Here is a 21867-nt window from a genome sequence, read left to right on the forward strand (position 1 = left end):
CGGCGGATCGGGCGGCGTCCGGCCGAGTGCGAGCTATCGGGCGGGGGCGAACAGTCTGCCCGCCAAGGCGTAGGCCAGGTTGATCAGCTCCGTGGTGATCGCGGTCTCGTCCATGCCGAGTGTCCGTGCCAGCGGCGTGAGCAGCTCTAGCACGGTGGTCGCCAGGGCGCCGAGATTACTGGTATCCGACTTGAGCTGGGAGTTCGGCGTCGACTGGGTGCCGGGCATCGCATAGGTTCCCGGTGTCGACGGGTTGTTCGGGGTCAGCTGGTTACCCGGGATCGTCTGGGCGCGCGGGCTGGCCTGGGCACCTGGGCTCGCTCCGGCGCCCGGGCTCGCCTGGTTGCCCGGCATCGGCTGCGTGCCGGGAGCGGACCTGACGCCGGGCGACATTCCCTGGAGGGTCTGCGCCTGCGCCGTCGTGTTGTCGGGAGTGTTTTGCGTCGAGCCGTTGGAAGTGCCCGGTGGCGTTCCGCTCGGCGCGCTCTGTGCCGCGCCGTTCGGGATGGAGCCGTCGGCGTTCGGCGCGGACTGGGCCGGAACAGCCTGTCCAGGGACCGGCGCGGGCTGGTCGGCGGCCGATCCGCTCGCCGCGGGCGGCGCGCCCAGCAGGTAGCTGACCAGGCCGGTGGTGATCGCGACGGCGTGCTTCAGCTGTCCGTCCGGACTCTCCAGCAGCGCGGCGTCTTCCGCGTTCGCGCCGTTGCCCATTTCGATGAACACGTTCGGCACCGCGGTCAGCGCCGGTCCCGCGATATCGGATCGCGTCTGAAGTCCGTCCTGCACACCGGCGTAGGTGGCCGCGGGGAAACCGGCCTGCAAGTAGGCGTCGCGCACCGACTTCGTCGCGGCCAGGCCGGGTCCCGACTGGACCTGGTGAACCCTGACGTCCGGCACCGGCAGCTGCGGGACGATCAAATGGAAGCCGCGGAAGGCGGCGGGGGCGCTGTCGGCGTGGATGCTCACCGCCACCGCGGCGCCGGAGTCGTTGGCCGCGCGGGCCCGTTCGTCGATGCAACCGCCCCAGCCGCTGTCGTCCTGGCGGCTGAGCACCACCCGCGCGCCGAGGCTCTCCAGCGAGGTCTTGACCAGCTGGGCGACATTCCAGTTGATGGTGTGTTCCGGTACGCCGTTGACCGACGTCATGCCGGTGGTCTGGCAGTCCTTGGTGCCGCCGCGGCCGTTGTCCACCTGCCTGGCGAGGTTCTCGTCGTGGTTCGACCCCTGGTGGCCGGGGTCGAGGAATACCGTTCTGCCTGCCAGCTGCCTCGCCATGTCCGGCAAGTCGGGAACGGCTGTCGCGGTTCCGGGGAAGAACCCGGCGAACGTCGCGGTCACCGCGGCCGTGACGGTGGTGGAGATACCGGCCTTGATGATGCTTGGCTTCATGTTCGGTCGGCGCCCCGGGACGGAGCACCCCTCCCTTCCCACTAGTAACACCAAACCCAGTAATTCACTCTTGCAACGCGTAACTCGGCGAAGCAAGGCCGGTTACCGAACTGTTACCGATCCTTCCCGGAATGTCTCACCTGGTCAGGAGCGTTGCCATCGAAGCTTCACGCGCCGTTCTGGCCGATTCGGCTTCCGCTCAGCATTCGTCAGCCGGTGACGATGCGGTCGCCGTCGACGCGGACGGGGCGTGGGGTGAGGGGGCGTTCGGCGGGGCCGGTGGCGACCGTGCCGTCGAAGCGGAAGGCGCTGCCGTGGCAGCGGCAGAGGATGGTGTCGCGCTCGATCTTCGACACCGAGCATCCGAGGTGCGTGCAGGTGGCCGAGAATCCTTGGTACACACCGGCTTGTGGTTGGGTCACCACAGTGCCGCTCGCGATCACCGCGCCGCCGACCGGCACGTCGGTCACCTTCGCGACCTCGGTGCCTGGCGCGACCTCACGCGCGGCCGGTTGAGCGGGCGCGCAGGCGGCGACGGTGACAGCAGCGGCGGCCGCACCGGCGCCCGCCAGCGCGGTCCGACGATCGATACGCGGTTCACGGCGGTCTTCGGATTTCATCGGTCGACTCTCCACCTGGTTCGGGCACTGCCGAACACGGTAGAGGGACCGATCACGCGATCGCGAACCGGACCACCGCCGGGGTCAGGCGCCGAGCGGTAGCTGCCGCATCGAGCGCAGCGCGTAGTGCACGCGGGTTTTCACGGTGCCGACGGGCACTCCGAAGTCGGCGGCCACCTCCCGGTAGGCGCGATCGCGCAGGATGACCTCGACGACGGCCTCGCGCTGGGCCTTGGGCAGCTGTGACAGCAGTTCGGCGACCAGCAGCCCGTCGACGAGCGCGTCCACGAAATCGGGGTCGGTGCCCGGCATCGCGGCGAGCTCGCCGACCTCGTCCCACGCCGTGTCGAACGGCCGCGCCGCGCGAGAACGGGCGATATCGATGATGACGTTGCGCTCGATCGCCAGCAGCCAGGTGCGCACACTCCCGCGTCGCGCGTCGAACTGGGAACAGGAACGCCAGGCCCGCAGCAGTGTCTCCTGCACCGCGTGCTCGGCCAAGCCCGCGTCTCCGAGGCCGCGGCGCGCGCGCCAGTGCAGCAGTCCGTGGTCGGCGTCGAGAACCCGTGCCAGACCTTCCTCGGTGCACAGGCCCGCGCAGTGGGTGCTACACCTTCGCCGTCGTTCCGTGAGCGCGCCCAACGGCCGGATACCTCTCACACCATCGATATCGCGGCCGCCCGCTCCGATGACATCAGCGATCACCGATTACGGCGGATTCGTGCGAACAACGCGTTCCTGTGCTGGAAATCCCGCGAATACCCCTTCTCCACCGGACGACTCTGGTAGATCTGGCCGGGAAGACGCGGGATCTTCGCGGGTCAGCTGTCCGGTCGTGGCGTTGATATCGAGGAGAAACAGCACGCGCATGCTGGTGATCGCGGGGGCCCCGCCGTCGGCGGGCTCTGTGCGGTGCCGCGCATTAAGGTCGGCCGCATGACGAGGACCAAGATTCTGATCACCGGCGCGAGCGCGGGCCTCGGTGCGGGCATGGCCAGGGAATTCGCGGCAAAGGGCCGCGATCTCGCGCTCTGCGCACGACGGCTGGAACTGCTGGAAGACCTGCGCGCCGAACTGAAGGACGCACATCCCGGCATCACCGTGGCCCTCCGCGCGCTCGACGTCGATGATCACGCCGCCGTACCGCGCGCGTTCGGCGAACTGCGCGATGAACTGGGCGGACTCGACCGGGTGATCGTGAACGCCGGGATCGGCAAGGGCGCGGTGATCGGCAGCGGGCGCGCCGACGCCAATCTCGCCACCGCCACCACCAATTTCGTGAGCGCGCTCGCCCAGGCGGAGGCCGCGATGGAGATCTTCCGCGCGCAGAACTCCGGACATCTGGTGCTGGTTTCGTCGATGAGCGCGGTGCGCGGACTGCCCAAGAGGAAAGCCGCGTACGCCGCCAGCAAGGCCGGGCTGGCCGCGTTGGGCGAAGGCCTCGCGGTCGAACTGGCGAAATCTCCGATCGCGGTCACCACACTCCTGCCCGGCTTCATCGCGACGGACATGGCCGACAAGGCGGGCGACGCCCGCATGCTCGCGCCGCTGGACAAGGGCGTCGCCGCGATGGTGCGGGCGATCGAACGGGAACAGACCCGCGCCTGCGTGCCCGGTTGACCGTGGCGGCTGGTGGATCTCGTGCTGCCCCACCTGCCGAACGCGGTGGTCGCCCGCCTCGGCTGACCGCACCGCGAGCGCGGATTCCCGCCAGGTACACGCGGATCGACGCCGATTACCCCGGAGGTAATCGACCGGCGCGCCACCGCCGGGCAGCATGGTCGGCATGATCGACGAGACCGGCACCAAGCTCTTTCACCAGTCCATGCCGTTCACCGAACGCCTCGGCGTCGAGGTGCTCGCGCACGGTCCCGAGCTGGTGCGCAGCCGGATCGCGTGGGACGAGTCGCTGTGTACGCTCGGCGGGATGCTGCACGGCGGCGTGCTGATGTCGCTGGCCGACGCGACCGGCGCGGTGTGCGCGTTCCTCAATCTGCCGGAGGGCAAGCAGGGCACGACCACCGTGGAGTCGAAGTCCAACTTCCTGCGCGCCGTGCGCTCGGGCCACGCCGTCGCCACCGCACGCCCGCTGCACGCCGGCCGCTCGTTCATCGTCGTGGAAACCGAGGTTCGCGACGACGCCGACAAGCTCGTCGCCAAGGTGACCCAGACTCAGGCCGTGCTATAGACCCAGCTTCACCATCGTGAACTGCATGACGTCGACGTGCCCGCTCCGGAAGTACCTGCCGCAGCCGGTCAGATACTTCAGGTAGCGGGCGTACACCTCCTCCGATGTGAGCAGCACCGCGCGTTCGCGGTTGGCCACCAGCGCCGCCGCCCAGAGATCGAGGGTCCGCGCGTAGTGCTCCTGGAGCGGCTGGATCCGCTCGGTGCCGAGCCCGGCCTGCCCCGCGAAGCGGGTGACCTCCGCCGGTCGCGGCAGCTGCCCGCCGGGGAAGATCTCCTTCCTGATGAAGAGGGTGAACCGCGCGTCTTCCCGGGTGAAGGGAATATTCATCCGGCGCAGGTCGTTGAGCGTGTAGCCGACGATCGTATGCAGCAGCATCCGTCCTTCGTCAGGCAGTATTCGGTAGCAGCGCTCGAAGAACGACGCGTACCGCTCCCGCCGGAAATGTTCGAAGGCGCCGATACTGACGATCCGGTCCACCGGTTCGTCGAACTCCTCCCAGCCCTGTAGCCGGACCTGCACCTCGGGCAGCCCGAGCCGCTCGATCTCGGCTGCCACGTGGTCGTGCTGATTGCGGCTCAGCGTCAACCCGGTGACCGAAACACCGTACTGCTGCGCCGCGCGGAACATCGTTGCGCCCCAACCGCATCCGATATCGAGCAGGTGCAGCCCCGGCCGCAGGCCGAGCTTGCCGAGCGCGAGATCGATCTTGGCCTGCTGAGCCTGCGCCAAGGTCATGCCGGGGCGCTCGAACCAGGCGCAGCTGTAGGTCATCGAGGGGTCGAGGAACAGCCGATAGAAATCGTCGGAGACGTCGTAGTGCGATTGGACGTCCCGGTAGAACGGCTCGAGTGCGCGCATGATGGAACTCCCGTTCTGTCGCTGGTCACAAACAGGTACGGACCGCGCTGCGGGCGGGTTCATCCTTGCGCCGACCGAGGCGCGGCAGGTAACCTCGGCGCTGTCGCCCTTTGTGGTTGTAGACAACTCCTCCCACGGACGACTCGGAACTCCCCTCTTTCCGCGATCTCGAATTCGCGACGAACGGGACCCATCCGTCCGCCTCAGCGGCCAGCGCATCGATTTCTACCGCGCAGCGCCATCGAGTCCTGCGCAGCGCCGATCGGCGTCGCGGCCAAGGGATCTCCGCCGCACTCATGGCTTTGCCATCGCATCACTTCACCCCCGTAAGGAAACATCATGAAAGACAACAACTCTCAGAATTCGACAACCAGCGACCACGCCGAACGGCCGGTCTCCGGCATTCTCGATATCGTCGGCTCCACCGCGACCTTGCGCGTCGACGGCTACCTCCCGAGCGACGACGACTTGCCTGTCCCGCCCCGACTCGTTCGCGAAAATCGTTTACGCCGAGGCGATTTCATCACCGGCGTGGCGCGGGCGGGGCAGCGGGACGCGAAGCGCGACCCACTCGCGCGCGTCGAGACCGTCAACGGCCAGAGCCCGGACAGCGGGGGCAGGCGACCCGTCTTCGAGGACCTGGTCCCCCTCTACCCCAATCAGCGGTTGCGCCTGGAAACCGAGCCGCACGAGCTGACCACCCGCGTCACCGACCTCGTCATGCCCATCGGCAAGGGTCAGCGCGCCCTCGTCGTCGCGCCGCCCAAGGCGGGCAAGACCTCGGTGCTGCAAGCCATCGCCCACGGCATCGCCAAGAATCACCCCGAATGCGAGCTGATTCTCGTGCTGGTCGGCGAGCGGCCGGAAGAGGTGACCGATTTGGCCCGCACCGTCCCCGCCGACGTCGCCGCCGCGACCTTCGACCGACCGCCCCGGGATCAGATCGCGCTGGCCGAACTCGCTGTCGAACGCGCCAAACGCCTGGCCGAAACCGGCCGCGACGTGGTGGTCCTGCTCGACTCGCTGACTCGGCTCGCCCGCGCCTACAACAACGCCGCCCCCACCTCGGGCCGCGTCCTCTCCGGCGGCGTCGACGCCGCCGCGCTCGCCCTCCCCAAGCGGTTCCTCGGGGCCGCCCGCAATTTCGAGAACGGCGGGTCGCTCACCATCGTCGCCACCACCCTGGTCGAGACCGGATCGCTGGCCGACACGGTGATCTTCGAGGAGTACAAAGGCACCGGCAACGCCGAACTCAAACTCGACCGCGCCACCGCGGCGCGCCGTGTCTTCCCCGCCGTCGACATCGCCCAGTCCGGTACCCGCAAGGAAGAACTCCTGCTCACCCCGGCCGAACTCGCCGCCACCCACCAGTTGCGCCGCACCCTCGCCGCGGTCGACAGCAACCACGCCACCGAGCTGCTGCTGGAAGGCCTGCGTCAGCACCAGACCAACGCCGAGTTCCTCACCCAACTCCCCCGCGGTTAACCCCTTAAGTCCCCTTTAAGCCGCTGTCAAGACCCCCAAGGCATTGTTTATTTCAGCCCGGCCGGGCCTGTCCTAGGAGGGGGGGACAGGGTCGGCCGGGCGCCTTCGTCGGTGGGCATTCCAGAGGAACGCACCCGCACCCAGGCTCGAGACAGCTCACCCAGCTGCCGCAGATCGGCGTCGAAGTTGTGCGCCGGTAGCTCGAGTACTTTTGCGCCCCTTGGGTTTCCAGGCTGAGCGCCCGCCTTGCGCGCCGCGGTGGCCAGCGCGAGCCGGTGCGCGAATCGATCGAGTTCACCCGAACCTCCGCGCAGGCCGTCACCACCGTCGTCGGTCGGCGGCAGGTAGGGCCCGAGGTGGAGGATCGCGTCTCGGATCTCCACGGTCATGCGGAACAACCGGCCGTGACTGCCACTGTCGCTACCCGGTGACATCACGATCTCCGGCACCGCCTCGGTCAGGTCGCGCCACAGCACGTGCAACCGCCGGCGGGAGCGGCCTGCGGAGTCCAGCCCGGCCACCTCGCCCAGCGCGGCAGCCAAGGGCAGCGCTAGCAGCGCACCGTTGGCGGCGATGCAGACGGTGAAGATCCATTCGACGCGGGGCAAATACGGCCCAAGATCGGGTCGCCCGAACACGATCTGCGACGCGGACAGCAGCTGATTCGTCCAGACGAAGAGGTTCACGGCGAACAGCGCGAACGCGACCAGCTTCTCGACTGCTTCACGGCTCCCGGTCCGCAACTCCCGAATCCCGCGGATCGCGAACAGGACCGTGTTGACGGTGATCGGCACGCTGGTGGAGAGGACGAGAAGGGAACCCTGCCAACCGATTCCGATATCCAGGGGCAGACCCTCCTCGCCGGCCGACCACCCGGCGAAGAGAATCGCGGCGGTGAACGCCAGTGCGATCGCGCAGTAGCGCCGCTCGCGCTGCCGGACCCGGCCCATGTCCTCGTTCACCCCCTCGAGGCGCGCGATGCCGAGGAGATAGGTGGTCGACAGCACCACACAGCCGCTCGCGAACTGTTCCACCACACCTGCGAACGGGCCCGCCTTCGACCAGCGATACAGCAGTAGCGCGAGCAAGCTCCACAGCAGCAACCGATTCGCGAGATAGTCGATCACGGTCTCGCGGACCAGGAGAAGCCTTCCGGCGAGGATCAGGGACAGTGAGCCGAAGATCGCCCAGGCGACACCCTCGGTAACTGTGAACGACATGGCTTCATCCTCCTTCGCGCCGCCCTATCCGGCGCAGCGGGGCGGTACCGCTCGAATCGAGCCCGACATCGGCGACCTGCCGTTCGGAGTCGCAGCGCGGCAGCCGAATTCACACTATCCGGCGATCACGAGGATGGTCGCGCCGAGGAAAACCACCTGCACGAGGGTCCGCAGTGGCAACGGCATCGTCTTGACGCCGATACCCTCTCGCGCTGCCCGCACGTTGGCGGGGAACATCACCAGCAGTAATGCGGCGAGACCCGCCGCCGCCAGGTCCGCCGTAGCCGGGATCAACAGGCCGACAGCGGCCGCGATCTCCAGTACGCCGGTGAGCGTCACCAGCGCCGGGGCGGCTGGCAGCTGGGGCGGAACCATCTCGATCAGCGCCGAGCGGCGCGGTTGCTGGAAGTGCGCGCTGGCGGTCAGCGCGAACATGGCCGCGAGACCGAGCCGAACAGCGTCCGACCACGAATCGAGCCAGGCGATCTCGCCGAGCCAGCCGATGAGGCGGGCCAGCGCGGTGACGAGGGCGAGGACAACGAGGGGGGCCATGTGTATCTCCCGGAAGATGACGACGAACCAATCTTGACAGTGGCAAGATTAAGCACGGCCGCGGAACTTGTCAACGACAAGATTGTCGGCCACTATCGAGGTATGGCGAAGAGCGGTTATCACCACGGCGACCTCCGCACCGCGATCCTGACCGCGGCGGCCGAGCAGATCGCCGCCGACGGCGTCGACGCGATCTCGCTGCGCGGGCTGGCGCGACGTGCGGGCGTCTCACACGCGGCGCCCGCGCACCACTTCGGCGATCGCGCCGGGCTGCTCACCGCGTTGGCGATCGAGGGTCACGACCTGCTCGGAGCCGAACTTTCCAGCGCCGGACCGGATTTCCGCGATGTCGCGGTCGCGTATGTCCGCTTCGCGCTGCGTCATCCCGGACACTTCGACGTGATGTTTCGCCGCGATCTGCTGCGCGCCGACGATCCCGACCTCCGCGCCGCGCGCTCCCGCTCCGGCGCGGCGTTGCGTTCCGGCGTCGCCGAGCTCCGACCAGAACGCACCGACGGACGCAAACGCGCCACCCAGTTGGCGGCTTGGTCCCTGGTGCACGGTTTCGCCGCGCTGTGGCGGGAGGGTGCGCTCACGGATTCGACACTGGCCGACTCGACCGACCCGGAGGAACTGGCCCGCGCCATGCTCGCCACGGTCCAGTTCGACTGAGACAGTCGCGGGCGGCGTATCTTCTTGCCCAGCAACGAGGAAAGGAGCAGGCGGTCGATCGCCGCTCGATCCCGCCGACGCACCATGGAAGTCCACGCCTACCCGACCCGGGCGACCACGCCGGTGGATCTCCCCGCGGCCGAGAACATCGCCGCCGAGTACCTCTCCTCTCCCGAAGATCGGGCGGCCGGAATCACCAACGTGGTCACCGAATTCGAGGGCGGCTTCGTCGTCATCGCGATCCACGGCCCCGCGCCCGAGGGCGACTCCCCGCTACCGCCACCGGTGATCGGCGGCTCGGTCAGCGTGATCGACAAGGCAACCGGCGCGGTCTCCTATTGGCCCACCTACCCGGTCGCCTTGGTCGCCGAGCACTACGACCAGATGCTCCGCACCGGCAAACTCGTCATCGCCGACGACTGGCCGAACCCGGACGAGGACAACGACGCCACCCCGGAATAGCTCACCCTGACCAGGGCTTCGTGTCCGATCAGGTCGCGGGTTGCACCACCGCGGGGAGCGGCGCGCGGTCGGCGTCGGGGACCGTGGTTCCGCGGAGGGAGGTGCCCGCGGTCTCGCGGAGGAAGGCCCAGGCGATCAGGCCGATCAGGGAGGCGGCGACCATGTAGGCGGCGGGGAAGAGCGACCAGCCGGTCGATTCGATCGCGGCCTCGTTGACCAGTGGCGCGGTGCCGCCGAAGGCCGCCGTGGAGATGTTGTAGGCGAAGGCGAAACCGGCGTAGCGCACGTGGGTCGGGAAGATCGCCGGGAAGGTCGCGCTGATAGTGGACAGCTGCGGCACGTACAGCAGGCCGAGCACGATGAATCCGAGGATCGCCCACGCGGTGCCCTGCCCCATCAGCCAGTACATCGGCAGCGCCGTCACCGCGAGGCCGATCAGCGAGAACAACCACATCGGCCGCCTGCCGACCCGATCGGAGAGCCTGCCGAAGAACGGCAGCACCAGCATCATCACGAGCTGACCGATCAGCATCATGGCGGTGGTGGCGGACTCCGACATCCCGACGGTCTTCTGCAAATAGGTCGGCTGGTAGGTGAGCAGCGTGTAGTTGACCACGTTGAGCGCGATCACCAGCCCGCCGAGGGTGAGGATCTCGCGCCGGTAGCCGGTCAGCAGCTCGCGCAGCCCGGTGGGCGGGTGCGGGTTCTCGGCGACCTCCTGGAACACCGGCGACTCGTCGAGCTTGGCGCGCAGGTACCAGCCGGTCAGGCCGAGCGGGACGGCGAGCAGGAACGGGATGCGCCAGCCCCAGTCGTGCATGGCGTCCGATCCGAGCGCCAGCTGGCAGGTGAGCACAACGGCCGAACCGCCGACGAACCCGGCCATCGTGCCGAATTCCAGGAAGCTACCGAAGAACCCGCGCCGCCGGTCGGTCGAGCACTCCGCCAAATACGTTGCCGCGCCGCCGTATTCGCCGCCGGTCGAGAAACCCTGCAACACGCGCAGCGCGATCAGCAGCATCGGGGCGAGCGCGCCGACCGAGGCGTGCGTTGGCAACAGTCCGATCGCGCCGGTCGCGCCCGACATGAGCAGAATCGTGGTGGCAAGCACGGCTTTCCGGCCGAGCCGGTCACCGAGCGGACCCCACACCATGCCGCCGAGCGGGCGTAGTACGAACGAGATGGCGAAGCCGAGCATGGTGCCGAGCGTGCCGAGTTCGCCGGGGAAGAACGCGTCGGTGAGATAGGTGGCCGTCGCCGCGTACACGCCGTAGTCGAACCACTCGGTGGCGTTGCCCATGGCCGACGCGGCCACCGAGCGCCGTAGCCGCGTCGGATTCTGTCCGCGATCGGTCATGCCCGTCTCCTCACCGGCCCGTCCCCTCGGGCCTCGATCCATCCGTCCGGCACCCCGGAAAACGGGGGCCGGGCACGGAACAAACCGATACCCAGGTTTCACGCGGGCCAAACGGCGGCGAACCTGCGCCGCCGTTCGGCCGATACCCGGCGACCTGCACGGCAACGGTCGAATATGACTTGCATCACACTGAAGGCGAAAGGGCGTATTGGAAGCAGACACAACCCTGTGCCCGGACCGGCTCGAAGACCCGTCCGGGCGGCGCGGAAGCGCTAGATCGGCGTGACGTAGGCCCCCGAGATGCCGCCGTCGACGAGGAACTGCGAGGCGGTGATGAACGAGGCGTCGTCGCTGGCGAGGAAGGCGACCGCGGCCGCGATCTCCTCCGGCTGCGCGAAGCGGCCGAGCGGAATGTGCACCAGGCGGCGCGCGGCCCGTTCCGGGTCCTTGGCGAAAAGCTCTTGCAGTAGCGGAGTGTTCACCGGACCGGGGCACAGCGCGTTCACCCGGATGCCCTGCCTGGCGAACTGGACGCCCAGTTCCCGGCTCATGGACAACACGCCGCCCTTGGACGCGGTGTAGGAGATCTGCGAGGTGGCCGCGCCGAGCACCGCCACGAAGGAGGCGGTGTTGATGATCGAGCCCTTGCTGCGCACCAGCATGTGCTCGATGGCGTACTTGCTGCACAGGTACACCGAGGTGAGGTTCACCTCCTGCACGCGACGCCAGGCGTCGATGCCCGTGGTCAGGATGGAATCGTCCTCCGGCGGCGAGATTCCGGCGTTGTTGAAGGCGATGTCCAGCCTGCCGTAGGCGGCGACCGCGGCCTCGAACATCTCCCTGACCTGCGCCTCGTCGGTGACGTCCACCTTCACGAACAGGCCGTCGACCTCCGCGGCGGCGGCCTCGCCCGCGCCGGCGTCGATATCGGCGACGACCACCTTGGCGCCCTCCGCCGCGAAGCGGCGCACCGTGGCCAGCCCGATGCCGCTGCCGCCGCCGGTGACGACGGCTACTCGATCCTGTAAGCGCTGCAACGCATCTCCTTCTCGGTGGATCACTGGGTGACGATGGATCGCTCGGTCGCGATGGATCACTGGGTGGCGATGAAGACGTTCTTGGTCTCGGTGAAGGCGAGCGCGGCGTCCGGGCCGAGTTCCCGCCCGAGGCCGGACTGCTTGAATCCGCCGAACGGAGTCCAGTACCGCACCGAGGAGTGCGAGTTCACCGACAGGTTCCCGGCCTCGACGCCGCGGGCGACCCGCAGCGCCCTGCCGAGGTCGTTGGTCCAGAGGGAACCGGACAGGCCGTATTCGGTGTCGTTGGCGAGGCGCACCGCGTCGGCCTCGTCGTCGAACGGGAGCACCGCGACCACCGGACCGAACACCTCCTCGGTGAGCACCCGATCGGCGGGTCCGGTGGGCAGCACGACCGTCGGCGGATACCAGAATCCTGGACCATCGGGGCGGTGGCCGGTGAAGGCGACCTTCGTCGACGGCTCCACGAATCCGGCGACCCGCTCGCGGTGCGCGGCCGAGATGAGCGGGCCCATCTCGGTGTCCTCCGCGGCGGGATCGCCGACCCGCACCCCGCGCACCGCGGGCTCCAGCAGTTCGAGGAAGCGATCGAACACACTGCGCTGCACGAGGATTCGCGAGCGCGCGCAGCAGTCCTGCCCGGCGTTGTCGAACACGCCGTAGGGCGCGGCCGCCGCGGCTCGCTCCAGGTCGGCGTCGGCGAACACGATGTTCGCGCTCTTGCCGCCCAGCTCGAGGGTGACCCGCTTCACCTGCTCGGCGCAGCCCGCCATGATCTGCTTGCCGACCTCCGTCGACCCGGTGAACACCACCTTGCGCACCGCGGGGTGGGTGACGAACCGCTGCCCCACCACCGAACCCTTGCCCGGCAGCACCTGGAAGACGCCCTCGGGCAGTCCCGCCTCCCTGGCGAGTTCGCCGAGCCGCAATGCGGTCAGCGGCGTCAGCTCGGCGGGCTTGAGCACCACCGTGTTTCCCGCGGCGAGCGCGGGCGCGAACCCCCACGCCGCGATCGGCATCGGGAAGTTCCACGGCACGATGACGCCCACCACGCCGAGCGGCTCGTTGAACGTGACGTCGAGGCCGCCCGCCACCGGAATCTGCTTGCCGGACAGGCGTTCCGGCATGCCCGCGGCGAAATGCAACACGTCGCGGACATTTCCGGCCTCCCACCGGGCGTTGCCGATGGTGTGCCCGGCGTTGTCGACCTCCAGCCGCGCCAGCCGCTCCAGATCCGCGTCGACCGCCTCGGCGAAGCAACGCAGCAGCCGGGCCCGGTCGCCTGGCGCGACCTCGCGCCAGTGCGCCGCGGCTCGATGCGCGCGCTCGATGGCGGCATCGGTCCCCGCCGCGTCCATCGGTTCGACCGTCGCCACGACCTGCTCGGTCGCGGGATTCACCACCTGGGTTACCGCCATGTCGTCCGCTCCTCTCACCCGACTCGTGTCCGCCGGTAGGCCGCGGCCGCGACCACCACTGCCCGCATCAGACGATCATCGGCCGGATCGGCCTCGGGATGCCACTGCACGCCGATCAGGAACGGCCCGCCAGGGAACTCCGCCGCCTCGATCGACCCGTCGCGCGAACGCGCGCTCACCACGAGTCCCGGCGCGAGCGCGTCGATCGCCTGGTGGTGATGACAGTGCACGCGCAGCTCAGGCCCGGCCAGCGCGGCGACCTGGGTATCCGGCTCGGTCAGCACCTTGGTGATCCCGAACGAACCGCTGCCGCCCGAATGCTCCTCGTGACCGACCACGTCCGGCAGGTGCTGAATCAGCGTGCCGCCGAGCGCCACGTTGACCAGTTGCAGCCCGCGGCACACCGCGAGAATCGGCACGCCGGCCGCGCGGGCCAGCCCGAACAGGCCGAACTCCGATTCGTCCCGGTCCAGCCTGGTGTAGCCGAGCGCGGCGTCGCCGAGGCGCGCGCCGTAGCGGGCCGGGTCGACGTCCGCGCCGCCGGTGAGCACCAGCCCGTCCAGCCGCTCCACCAGTTCCGGCCGCGCGACGCCGGTGGGCGGCAGCAGCACCGGGATGCCGCCCGCCCGGTCGACCATGTCGATGTACTCGTGTTGCAACACCGCGCTTCGCGTGTCCCAGGTTCCGAATCGGGCCTTTTCCACGTAGGTCGGCAGGCCGATGACGGGGCGCGGTGCGCCGGAGTCAGAGTCGTTCGAATCCACGGGTTCGCTCCCAATCGGTGACGGCGGCGTCGAAGGCGTCCAGCTCCACCTGCGCCGCGTTCCGATAGTGTTCCACCACCTCCGCGCCGAAGGCGGCGCGGGCCACGGCGCTCTCGCCGAACAACTGCGCCGCCTCCCGCAGCGTCTTGGGGACCCGTGGACGTTGCGAGCGATAGGCGTTTCCGTGGAACTCCGGTTCCAGGGGCAGCCGCCGCTCGATGCCGTGCAGCCCGGCCGCGAGCGAAGCCGCCACGGCGAGATAGGGATTCACGTCGCCGCCGGGGACCCGGTTCTCCACCCGCAGCGAAGGGCCTTCGCCGACCATCCGCAGCGCGCAGGTGCGGTTGTCCCGGCCCCAGGCCAGCGCGGTCGGCGCGAAGCTGCCCGAGACGAAACGCTTGTAGGAGTTGATGTTCGGCGCGAGCAGGTAGGTGAACTCGCGCAGGCAGTCCAGTTGCCCGGCGACGAAGTGCCGCATCAGCGCGGACGTGCCGTCCTTGCCGTCGCCCGCGAAGACCGGCTCGCCTTCCTCGTCGCGCAGACTCAGGTGGATGTGGCACGAGTTGCCCTCGCGCTCGTTGTATTTCGCCATGAAGGTGATGCTGCGGCCCTCCTGGGCGGCGATCTCCTTGGCGCCGGTTTTGTAGATGCTGTGGTTGTCGCAGGTCACCATGGCCTCGTCGAAGCGGAAGGCGATCTCGTGCTGGCCTGGATTGCATTCGCCCTTGGCCGACTCGACATACATTCCGGCCCCGGCCATCTCGTTGCGGATCCGGCGCAGCAGCGGTTCGACCCTCGACGTGCCGAGCATCGAGTAGTCGACGTTGTACTGGTTGGCGGGTCGCAGATCGCGGTAGCCCCGGTCCCACGCGGATTCGTAACTATCGTCGAAGATCAGGAATTCGAGCTCGGTGCCCACGTATGCGTACAACCCGTGCTCGGCCAGCCGGTCCAGCTGCTTGCGCAGCACCTGGCGCGGCGAGGCGGCCACCGGCTCGCCTTCCGGATGCACCTGCTCGACGTCGCAGAGCACCAGCGCGGTGCCCGGCAGCCACGGCGTCAGCCGCAGCGTGCTCAGGTCCGGGCGCAGCACGAAATCGCCGTAACCGGTGTCCCAGGACGACATGGCGTATCCGTCGACTGTCGTCATCTCGACGTCGACCGCGAGCAGGTAGTTGCACGCCTCCGTCGCGTTGTCGAGCACCTCGTCGACGAAATATCGCGCCGCGCAGCGCTTTCCTTGCAATCGCCCCTGCATGTCGGTCATCGCGACCAGCACCGTGTCGAGTTCTCCCGTCTCGACCCGCTCCCGCAACTCCGCCAGCCCCAGCATCCCCGTTCGCATCCCACGGCCCCTCTCGGCGTCGACCCGTGCTCACGCTAGAACAAAAACCGACCGCGCGGGCGGGGACACGCAAACCGGCTACGCGGCGGCGCCTACGCTTCCGGCGGGCGGAACAGGGCCAAGGCGGAGGGGCGGCTGACGAAGGCGAAATCGGTTCCGCGAAGATCGACTTCGCCGTCGGTGGCCAGTGATACCGGGTTCTCACCGACGCGGACCGCGAGCGCGGGAACCTCCCTGCGCACATAGGTGGCCGAGTTGCCGAGTGTGCCGGTCAGCGCGGCCCAGATCAGGCGGGTACGGGAGAAGCGGACGTCGGCGCGGAGGTAGCGGACGTCGAGCGTGCCGCGGTGCAGCTCCGGCCGCGACATCGGGACCTGATCGGCGGGGTCGTAACGGCCGTTGCCGACGAACAGCATCCAGATGGCCGTCGGTACCCGGTCGATGACGGTGTGCAGCGGCTGCGCGCCGAGCAGGACCCGGATCATCGCGATGGCCGCCGCGGGCCATTTGCCCAGCCGCGGCTCCCACCGCTCCCGCATCCGGACGAAGTCGGGATAGCCGCCGAGGCTGGCGGTGTTGACGAAGATCCGCGAACCACCGTCGTCGAACCGCACCTCCGCCGCGTCGACCCGGACGACCGTGCCCTGCTCGAGCGCGGCGAGGGTCGGGTCGGCCGCGTCGACGCCCGCGTCCCTGGCGAAGTGGTTGAGGGTGCCGTCGGCGAAGACGGCCAGCGGCACACCGCGCCGGACCGCCACCTCGGCCACCGAGGAGACCGTCCCGTCGCCGCCGGAGACGCCGAGCGCGGTGACGTCGGCGCGGTCGAGCCGGGCATCCAATTGCGCGCCCAGGTCACGTTCCGGGTCGATCTTCAGTATCTGCGCCGCGGGCAGCCCGGCACGCACCTGCGCCGACGCCAGTTCACCGTTGCCGCTGCCCGCCATGGGATTGGCCACCAGCAGCAGGCCGCGCCCCTGTGGTAGCGGATCGACCTGCTCGGCGTGGCCGAGCAGCGCGGGTTCGTCGGCGCGCGCCGCCCACCACCGGTGCGTGACCAGCGCGACCACCGAACCGAGCAGCGCGCCCGCCACCACGTCCGACGGCCAGTGCACGCCGATGTGGACCCGTGAATAGCCGACGGCGAGCGCGACCGGCGCGATCGCGGCGCCCGCCGCCGGACTTTCCAGCGCGACGCCGGTCGCGAAGGCGGCCGCCGAGGCGGCGTGGCCGGAGGGAAACGACGACGAGACCGGCGGACGGACCAGACGGCGGACGAACGGCACCGACTCGTCGGGCGGTCGGCGCCGCGGGAACACCGGCTTGGCGATGCCGTTGGCGATGGCGCTGGCCAGGCTCACCGAGAGCAGTCCGCGCACACCCGCCCGCCGCAGCGGCCGGTTCCCGAGCACGATCAGGCCCGCGCCGATGCCCATCCAGAGCCGACTGTGATTGGCGCTCATGCTCAGGCTGCGCAGGAGCCGGTCGGCGGGCGTCGGCCGGACTCGTGCGCTCCGGCCGATCAGCCAGACGTCGATATTGCTCGCCAGTCCCGGCGGCGGTTTGCGGATCCGAGGCGGTCGCATCGTTCCAGCCTAATGACGCCCGCCTGACTCGACGGTCAATACGACCTTGCCCGGTCCGCGGCCGTGCTCCATCTCCCGCTGCGCCGCGGCCGCCTCCACCAGCGGAAAGACCCGCGCCGAGCCGGGGAGACGGAATTCGCCGCGCGCGACACGCTCGGCGATCGCACCGAGCAGGGCGGCCGAGCGCGGTCCTGGACCCGCCGAAAACACGATGCCGAGTTCGGCCGCCGCGCCGTCGGCAATGGTGACTATGCGATCCGTGCCGCCGCGCAGTTCGATCGCGGCGGGCAGCACGCCGTGCCCCGCCGCGTCGAACACGGCGTCGACACCGTGGGGAGCCAGTGCGCGCACCCGTTCGACCAGTCCGTCGCCGTAGGGGGTTGGGGTGGCGCCGAGCGCGCGCACCAGATCCTGGTTGGCGGACCCGGCAGTGCCGATGACGGTGACGCCCTCGACGCGGGCCAGCTGCACCGCCATCGAGCCGACCGCCCCCGACGCACCGTTGACCAGCAACGTCTCGCCCGCCTGCGGCCGCAGCGAGTCGAGCACCTTCGCCGCCGTGCTCACCGCCACCGGGAGCGCGGCCGCGTCCACCCAGGCCAGGCCCGCGGGCTTGGGCGCGACCTCGGCGCTCAGCGCATACTCGGCGTAGCCGCCGCCCGTCCAGCCGATCACTTCGTCGCCGACCGCGACGCCGGTCGCGTCCGGTCCGACCGCGTCCACCACGCCCGCCACCTCGGCGCCCGGGAATTGCGGAAAGCTCGGCTCACCGAAAACCAATGCGCCCGAACGGATCTTCCAGTCGGCGGGATTCACCCCTGCGGCGCGCACCGCGATTCGCACCTGCGCGCCCGTCGGCTCCGGCACGTCGATGTCCACCACCCGCAGCACGTCCGGTTCGCCGAACTCGTAGAACGCGATGGCACGCATTCGGCCTGCCTCTCCCGGCCCGATGCGGCCGTGGTCGATGGGACGAACAACCGCCGCCAGGATATGCCCGCATCGAACCGGGCCGGGCGGGCGGCGATTCGCGGCGTGGTGTGTCGATCGGCGGGAACGGGGAAACTCTGCTGGTAGGAACTCCATCGCGAAACCTGGGCCGAGAACGGTTCGGCCGTCCACGAGTTGTCCGAGCGAATCGACCGTACGCGCGGGCGCCGCCGCGCACGACGGGAGGTGCGATGTCTTTCTCGGCCCGGCCCTTCCGCCCGATCCTGCTCGCGATCGCCGTGGGCATGGTGCTGGCGCTGGTGACGGCGGTAGCGCTGGTGGTCGGGCCAGGCCGCGGCGAACCGGGATCGGACGCGGCGTGCCCCGGCGCCGACGTCGAGACATCCGAGTGGACCCCGTCGAACACCGATGTGGACGCTCCGATCGACGGTCATCCCTTCGTCGGCAACGGCTATCTCGGGCTGCGGGTGCCGACGCGTGGGACCGGCTACGTGGCGACCGACGAGCCCACCGGCTGGCCGCTCTACACCCCGGCCTACGACGGCGCGTTCGTCGCGGGTCTGTACGGGCACAGCCCGGGCGTGGCGGACGACCGCGAGGTGGCGGCGGCCATCCCGAACTGGTCGGGGCTGCTGGTCGGGGTCGGCGACGAGACCTACTCCCCCGCGACGCCCGCCGCGCGCATCACGAACTTCGCGCAAACCCTGCACCTGCGCTGCGGCCTGGTGCGCACCGAGGCGACCTGGACGACGGCGGACGGCCGGGCCACCGACCTCGTGTACGACGTCGTCACCGCGCGCCAGAATCAGCACGTGGGCGCGGTGCGGCTGCGAGTGACGCCGCGCTGGTCCGGTGAACTGGTGCTGACCGATCTGCTCGACGGCGCAGGTGCTCGCCGTATCGTTCCCACCGGCGCTGGGTCACGCGGCGACGCCGCGATCGGCGTCGGATTCCGCACGGCGGGAACCGAAGTCGCCGGTTCGGTGATGTCCGTGCTGGAATTGGGGCCCGAGGCGGCGATCGCTCCGTCGCCGCCGCGCGACGACCTGAGCGCGAGCCAGCGGGCGCGAATCACGGTGCGGGAAGGCGAGTCCTACACCGCCGCCAAGTTCGTCGGCGTCGACACCGCGCGCACCGCGGCAGATCCGGCCGCCTCCGCGCTGGCGGCCGCGCGGCGGGCAGCGGACGGCGGCTGGGCCGCACTGCTGACCGAAACCACCGCGACGTGGGCGGACCTGTGGCGCGGGGACGTCGAGATCCCCGGCGAACCCGACGTGCAATCCTGGGCGCGCGGCGCGCTGTATTCGCTGTATTCGGCGAGCAATCCCGCGCAGGACAACAGCCTTTCACCGACCGGGCTCAGCAGCGACAACTACGCCGGGGCGGTGTTCTGGGACGCCGACATCTGGATGTTCCCCGCCCTCTTGCATTTCGCGCCGGAGCTGGCGAGATCCGTTGTGGAATACCGGTACAAGACACTGCCCGCGGCGAAGGACAACGCCCGGCGCCTCGGCTTCCCCGGCGCGTTCTACCCGTGGACCAGCGCGACGGACGGCGACCTCGACGAATGCCACAGCTGGGATCCGCCGCACTGCCTGATCCAGATTCACCTTCAGGGCGATGTGTCGCTGGCGGCCTGGCAGTACTACCTCGCCACCGGCGACACGGCGTATCTGCGCGAACGCGGCTGGCCGATCATGAGCGCCGTGGCCGAATTCTGGTCGGCCCGGGTGACGCCGAACCCGGACGGTAGCTTCTCGCTGCGCGACATCGCGGGCCCCGACGAGTACAGCAACGGCGTCGACGACGGCGTCTACACCAACGCGGTCGCGGCGCTCGCACTGCGCAACGCGGTGCGCGCGGCCCAGATTCTCGGCGTGCCGCACCCCGCCGAATGGACCACCGTCGCCGACGGTCTCCGCATGCCGTTCGACGCGGCGCACGGTGTGTTCGCCCAATTCGACGGCTACGCGGGCACTCCCATCAAACAGGCCGACACCGTGCTGCTCATCTACCCGCTGGAATGGCCGATGCCGGCCGACGTCGCGGAGCGAGTGCTCGAATACTATTCCGTACGAACCGATCCCGATGGCCCGGCGATGACCGATTCCGCGCACGCCATCGACGCGGCACACCTCGGCGCACCCGGCTGCGCGACCCACACATTCCTGGACCGCGCGGCCCGTCCGTTCGTGCGGCCGCCGTTCGGGCAGTTCGCCGAGGCGCGTGGCGCGAAGGCGGGCGTTCGCGATCCGCTGGCCGGCGCACCGGCGTTCACTTTCACCACCGCGGCCGGCGGCTTCTTGCAGTCGCTCACCAGCGGACTGCTCGGGCTTCGGCTGCGCGCCGACGCCGTCGAGGTGGACCCGACGCTGCCGCCGCAGTTCGAACGCGGCGTGCTGCTGCGCGGCATGCACTGGAAGGGAAGGACTTTCGACGCCGAGATCGGCGCCGAGCGAACGACGGTGACGGTGACCGGCGGCGACCCGATGCCGCTGCGGACGCCGAGCGGGACGCGCACCGCCGCGCCAGGAGAGCCCGTGTCCGTGCAGACCCGCCGTCCCGACCGGGTCCCCACCGACAACCTCGCCCGTTGCCGTCCGGTCACCGGTTCGTCCACCGAGGCGGGCCGCTATCCGGACGCAGCGGTCGACGGCGACACCGCCACCGGCTGGGCGCCCGACGGCGCGCACGGCAGCCTCACGGTGGATCTGGGCGAGTCGGCCCTGGTCGAGCGAGTGTCGTCCCGCTGGGGCGAACCCGCGCCCTCGGCATCGACGATCGAAGTGTCCGACGACGGCCACAGGTGGGCCACCGTCGCCGCCGACCCTTCGACCGGGGCGCTCGCCGAACCGGTCGCCGCTCGATTCGTCCGGCTGGAGGCGACCGGCGCGGACTCGGTCACGCCGCCGAATGTCCGGGAGCTGGAGATTTCCGGCTCCCGTGACTGAGCCTTGCTATTCGCGCGCGGCACCCGCGGTCGCCAAGGGCTTCTCGGCCCGCCGAATCCTGCGGCTGATCACCGTGCCCGCCAGATAGGCGATGGGCAGCATGACGATGCCGTAGACGCCGGCGGGCACCGCCATCCTGATGTCGCCGAGCACACTGATCGCGATGGTCATCGCCAGCGCGCTGTTGTGGATGCCGACCTCCATCGAGCACGCGACGGCCTGGGTGCGTGTGACGCCGAACGCCTTGGGCACGAAATAGCCGACGCTCAGGCTCATCACGCACAGCAGCGCGACCACCAGGCCGACCGCGGCAAGGTAATCGAGGACATTGCCCCGCTCGGCCACCAGCGCCGCCAGCGTGACCACCGCGAGGAACGCCACCGACACCACCCGCACCGGCCGGTCCATGCGGTCCGCGAATCCCGGCCGCAGCCGCCTGGTCACCATGCCGGCGACGACCGGAATCAGCACCAGTGCGAAGACTTGGGCCACCTTGCCGAACTGCAAGCCGATGCCATCGGCGCCCTGCGGCTCGAAGAATCCGAGTGCGAAGTTGGTGACCAGTGGCATGGTGATCACGGAGAGCACCGAATTCACCGCCGTGAGAGTCACATTCAACGCGACGTCACCGCGGAACAGATGGCTGAGCAGATTCGCCGTCGCCCCGCCCGGCGAGGCCATCAGCAGCATCACCCCCACCGCGAGCTCCGCGCTCAGTCCCACCGCGACGACCAGCCCGAACGCGAGCGCGGGCAGCACCACGAGCTGACAGCCGAGCGCGACCGCCACCGCGCGCGGATATCGCACCACCCTGGTGAAATCGCCCGTCGTCAGGGCGAGCCCGAGCCCGAACATGATGAGTGTCAACACCATCGGCAACGCGACGATGACCGGCCAGCTGTCCACGAACACCTCGTCATATCGATGCGGCCCACCACCCCGCCGGCCACCGGTTCTGTGTAGCCCGATGCTACGGCCGGTCACGGCGCTTCGCCGAACTGCGGCGTCCTCG

At 69.6% G+C, this 21867-nt stretch carries 18 protein-coding genes and 2 pseudogenes; 6 read left to right on the forward strand and 14 right to left on the reverse strand.

Annotated features, from left to right (window positions below; genetic code table 11):
* Window positions 1–33: 33 nt before the first annotated feature.
* The 3 genes from NX1_RS38695 to NX1_RS11955 all read right to left on the reverse strand — a co-directional run bounded on the left by NX1_RS38695 (window position 34) and on the right by NX1_RS11955 (window position 2651).
* The gene (locus NX1_RS38695) at window positions 34–1389 is read right to left on the reverse strand and encodes an N-acetylmuramoyl-L-alanine amidase (RefSeq protein WP_068057678.1); all 1356 of its coding nucleotides are present in this window, start codon (window positions 1387–1389) and stop codon (window positions 34–36) included.
* Between the two features lie 209 nt (window positions 1390–1598).
* Window positions 1599–2009 carry a QcrA and Rieske domain-containing protein gene (locus NX1_RS11950; RefSeq protein WP_068057680.1) on the reverse strand — a complete coding sequence of 137 codons (411 nt, stop codon included), beginning with the start codon at window positions 2007–2009 and terminating at the stop codon, window positions 1599–1601.
* A gap of 84 nt (window positions 2010–2093) precedes the next feature.
* On the reverse strand, window positions 2094–2651 hold the full coding sequence (locus tag NX1_RS11955; protein ID WP_245668447.1) for a sigma-70 family RNA polymerase sigma factor: 558 nt from the start codon (window positions 2649–2651) through the stop codon (window positions 2094–2096).
* 294 nt (window positions 2652–2945) lie between these two features.
* On the opposite strand from NX1_RS11955, the pseudogene NX1_RS11960 reads away from it, so the two are divergent.
* A pseudogene (locus NX1_RS11960) lies at window positions 2946–3626 on the forward strand (SDR family oxidoreductase); the annotation flags it as partial.
* 169 nt (window positions 3627–3795) lie between these two features.
* A complete protein-coding gene (locus tag NX1_RS11965; RefSeq protein WP_068057848.1) occupies window positions 3796–4197 on the forward strand; it encodes a PaaI family thioesterase in 402 nt (133 codons plus the stop codon).
* Here NX1_RS11965 and NX1_RS11970 read toward each other — a convergent pair.
* Window positions 4192–5058, reverse strand: coding sequence for a cyclopropane mycolic acid synthase family methyltransferase (locus NX1_RS11970; RefSeq protein ID WP_068057682.1), 867 nt, complete (start codon window positions 5056–5058; stop codon window positions 4192–4194). The two genes, NX1_RS11965 and NX1_RS11970, sit on opposite strands and share 6 nt — an antisense overlap.
* A gap of 375 nt (window positions 5059–5433) precedes the next feature.
* Between NX1_RS11970 and NX1_RS11975 the strand changes: the two are divergent.
* Window positions 5434–6543 (forward strand): annotated as a pseudogene (locus NX1_RS11975) (transcription termination factor Rho, short form); the annotation flags it as partial.
* A 47-nt stretch (window positions 6544–6590) separates the two neighbouring features.
* Here NX1_RS11975 and NX1_RS11980 read toward each other — a convergent pair.
* Both NX1_RS11980 and NX1_RS11985 read right to left on the reverse strand, forming a co-directional pair.
* Entirely contained in the window at window positions 6591–7763 is a 1173-nt protein-coding gene (locus NX1_RS11980; protein WP_068057686.1) for an MAB_1171c family putative transporter, read from the reverse strand.
* A gap of 114 nt (window positions 7764–7877) precedes the next feature.
* A complete protein-coding gene (locus NX1_RS11985; protein ID WP_068057688.1) occupies window positions 7878–8315 on the reverse strand; it encodes a DoxX family protein in 438 nt (145 codons plus the stop codon).
* A 102-nt stretch (window positions 8316–8417) separates the two neighbouring features.
* Between NX1_RS11985 and NX1_RS11990 the strand changes: the two genes are divergently transcribed.
* Window positions 8418–8987: a TetR/AcrR family transcriptional regulator gene (locus tag NX1_RS11990; RefSeq protein ID WP_068057690.1), complete on the forward strand. Its 570-nt coding sequence runs from the start codon at window positions 8418–8420 to the stop codon at window positions 8985–8987.
* Window positions 8988–9071: 84 nt separating this feature from the next.
* The gene (locus NX1_RS11995) at window positions 9072–9449 is read left to right on the forward strand and encodes an SUKH-4 family immunity protein (protein WP_068057692.1); all 378 of its coding nucleotides are present in this window, start codon (window positions 9072–9074) and stop codon (window positions 9447–9449) included.
* 28 nt (window positions 9450–9477) lie between these two features.
* Here the strand turns inward: NX1_RS11995 and NX1_RS12000 are convergent, their stop codons facing one another.
* The 7 genes from NX1_RS12000 to NX1_RS12030 all read right to left on the reverse strand — a co-directional run bounded on the left by NX1_RS12000 (window position 9478) and on the right by NX1_RS12030 (window position 17883).
* Window positions 9478–10806 carry an MFS transporter gene (locus NX1_RS12000; protein ID WP_157119687.1) on the reverse strand — a complete coding sequence of 443 codons (1329 nt, stop codon included), beginning with the start codon at window positions 10804–10806 and terminating at the stop codon, window positions 9478–9480.
* 272 nt (window positions 10807–11078) lie between these two features.
* The gene (locus tag NX1_RS12005; RefSeq protein ID WP_373864878.1) at window positions 11079–11864 is read right to left on the reverse strand and encodes a 3-oxoacyl-ACP reductase; all 786 of its coding nucleotides are present in this window, start codon (window positions 11862–11864) and stop codon (window positions 11079–11081) included.
* A 35-nt stretch (window positions 11865–11899) separates the two neighbouring features.
* Window positions 11900–13261, reverse strand: coding sequence for an aldehyde dehydrogenase family protein (locus NX1_RS12010; protein ID WP_068057695.1), 1362 nt, complete (start codon window positions 13259–13261; stop codon window positions 11900–11902).
* 14 nt (window positions 13262–13275) lie between these two features.
* Entirely contained in the window at window positions 13276–14025 is a 750-nt protein-coding gene (locus NX1_RS12015) for a gamma-glutamyl-gamma-aminobutyrate hydrolase family protein (protein WP_068057696.1), read from the reverse strand.
* Complete coding sequence (locus NX1_RS12020; protein ID WP_084501349.1) at window positions 14006–15370, reverse strand: glutamine synthetase family protein; 1365 nt, start codon at window positions 15368–15370, stop codon at window positions 14006–14008. Before NX1_RS12020 ends, NX1_RS12015 begins: the two co-directional genes overlap by 20 nt.
* A gap of 92 nt (window positions 15371–15462) precedes the next feature.
* Window positions 15463–16953 carry a bifunctional phosphatase PAP2/diacylglycerol kinase family protein gene (locus NX1_RS12025; RefSeq protein WP_068057701.1) on the reverse strand — a complete coding sequence of 497 codons (1491 nt, stop codon included), beginning with the start codon at window positions 16951–16953 and terminating at the stop codon, window positions 15463–15465.
* A gap of 9 nt (window positions 16954–16962) precedes the next feature.
* Complete coding sequence (locus NX1_RS12030; RefSeq protein WP_068057703.1) at window positions 16963–17883, reverse strand: NADP-dependent oxidoreductase; 921 nt, start codon at window positions 17881–17883, stop codon at window positions 16963–16965.
* 251 nt (window positions 17884–18134) lie between these two features.
* Here NX1_RS12030 and NX1_RS12035 point away from each other — a divergent pair, with 251 nt between their 5' ends.
* Window positions 18135–20855 carry a discoidin domain-containing protein gene (locus NX1_RS12035; protein ID WP_245668448.1) on the forward strand — a complete coding sequence of 907 codons (2721 nt, stop codon included), beginning with the start codon at window positions 18135–18137 and terminating at the stop codon, window positions 20853–20855.
* A gap of 6 nt (window positions 20856–20861) precedes the next feature.
* Here NX1_RS12035 and NX1_RS12040 read toward each other — a convergent pair whose 3' ends face one another.
* Window positions 20862–21761, reverse strand: coding sequence for a bile acid:sodium symporter family protein (locus NX1_RS12040; protein ID WP_068057850.1), 900 nt, complete (start codon window positions 21759–21761; stop codon window positions 20862–20864).
* Between the last annotated feature and the right edge of the window lie 106 nt (window positions 21762–21867).

The organism is Nocardia xishanensis NBRC 101358 (assembly GCF_001613365.1).
Taxonomy (GTDB): Bacteria; Actinomycetota; Actinomycetes; order Mycobacteriales; family Mycobacteriaceae; genus Nocardia; species Nocardia xishanensis.

What these genes read in the sequence shown, in the direction of transcription:
- NX1_RS12020 (WP_084501349.1), bottom strand. Translation starts at nt 15,370, where the DNA reads ATGCGAACGGGGATGCTGGGGCTGGCGGAGTTGCGGGAGCGGGTCGAG.
- NX1_RS12025 (WP_068057701.1), bottom strand. Translation starts at nt 16,953, where the DNA reads ATGCGACCGCCTCGGATCCGCAAACCGCCGCCGGGACTGGCGAGCAAT.
- NX1_RS11985 (WP_068057688.1), bottom strand. Translation starts at nt 8,315, where the DNA reads ATGGCCCCCCTCGTTGTCCTCGCCCTCGTCACCGCGCTGGCCCGCCTC.
- NX1_RS12010 (WP_068057695.1), bottom strand. Translation starts at nt 13,261, where the DNA reads ATGGCGGTAACCCAGGTGGTGAATCCCGCGACCGAGCAGGTCGTGGCG.
- NX1_RS11980 (WP_068057686.1), bottom strand. Translation starts at nt 7,763, where the DNA reads ATGTCGTTCACAGTTACCGAGGGTGTCGCCTGGGCGATCTTCGGCTCA.
- NX1_RS11965 (WP_068057848.1), top strand. Translation starts at nt 3,796, where the DNA reads ATGATCGACGAGACCGGCACCAAGCTCTTTCACCAGTCCATGCCGTTC.
- NX1_RS11970 (WP_068057682.1), bottom strand. Translation starts at nt 5,058, where the DNA reads ATGCGCGCACTCGAGCCGTTCTACCGGGACGTCCAATCGCACTACGAC.
- NX1_RS12030 (WP_068057703.1), bottom strand. Translation starts at nt 17,883, where the DNA reads ATGCGTGCCATCGCGTTCTACGAGTTCGGCGAACCGGACGTGCTGCGG.
- NX1_RS11990 (WP_068057690.1), top strand. Translation starts at nt 8,418, where the DNA reads ATGGCGAAGAGCGGTTATCACCACGGCGACCTCCGCACCGCGATCCTG.
- NX1_RS38695 (WP_068057678.1), bottom strand. Translation starts at nt 1,389, where the DNA reads ATGAAGCCAAGCATCATCAAGGCCGGTATCTCCACCACCGTCACGGCC.
- NX1_RS12000 (WP_157119687.1), bottom strand. Translation starts at nt 10,806, where the DNA reads ATGACCGATCGCGGACAGAATCCGACGCGGCTACGGCGCTCGGTGGCC.
- NX1_RS11995 (WP_068057692.1), top strand. Translation starts at nt 9,072, where the DNA reads ATGGAAGTCCACGCCTACCCGACCCGGGCGACCACGCCGGTGGATCTC.
- NX1_RS12035 (WP_245668448.1), top strand. Translation starts at nt 18,135, where the DNA reads ATGTCTTTCTCGGCCCGGCCCTTCCGCCCGATCCTGCTCGCGATCGCC.
- NX1_RS11950 (WP_068057680.1), bottom strand. Translation starts at nt 2,009, where the DNA reads ATGAAATCCGAAGACCGCCGTGAACCGCGTATCGATCGTCGGACCGCG.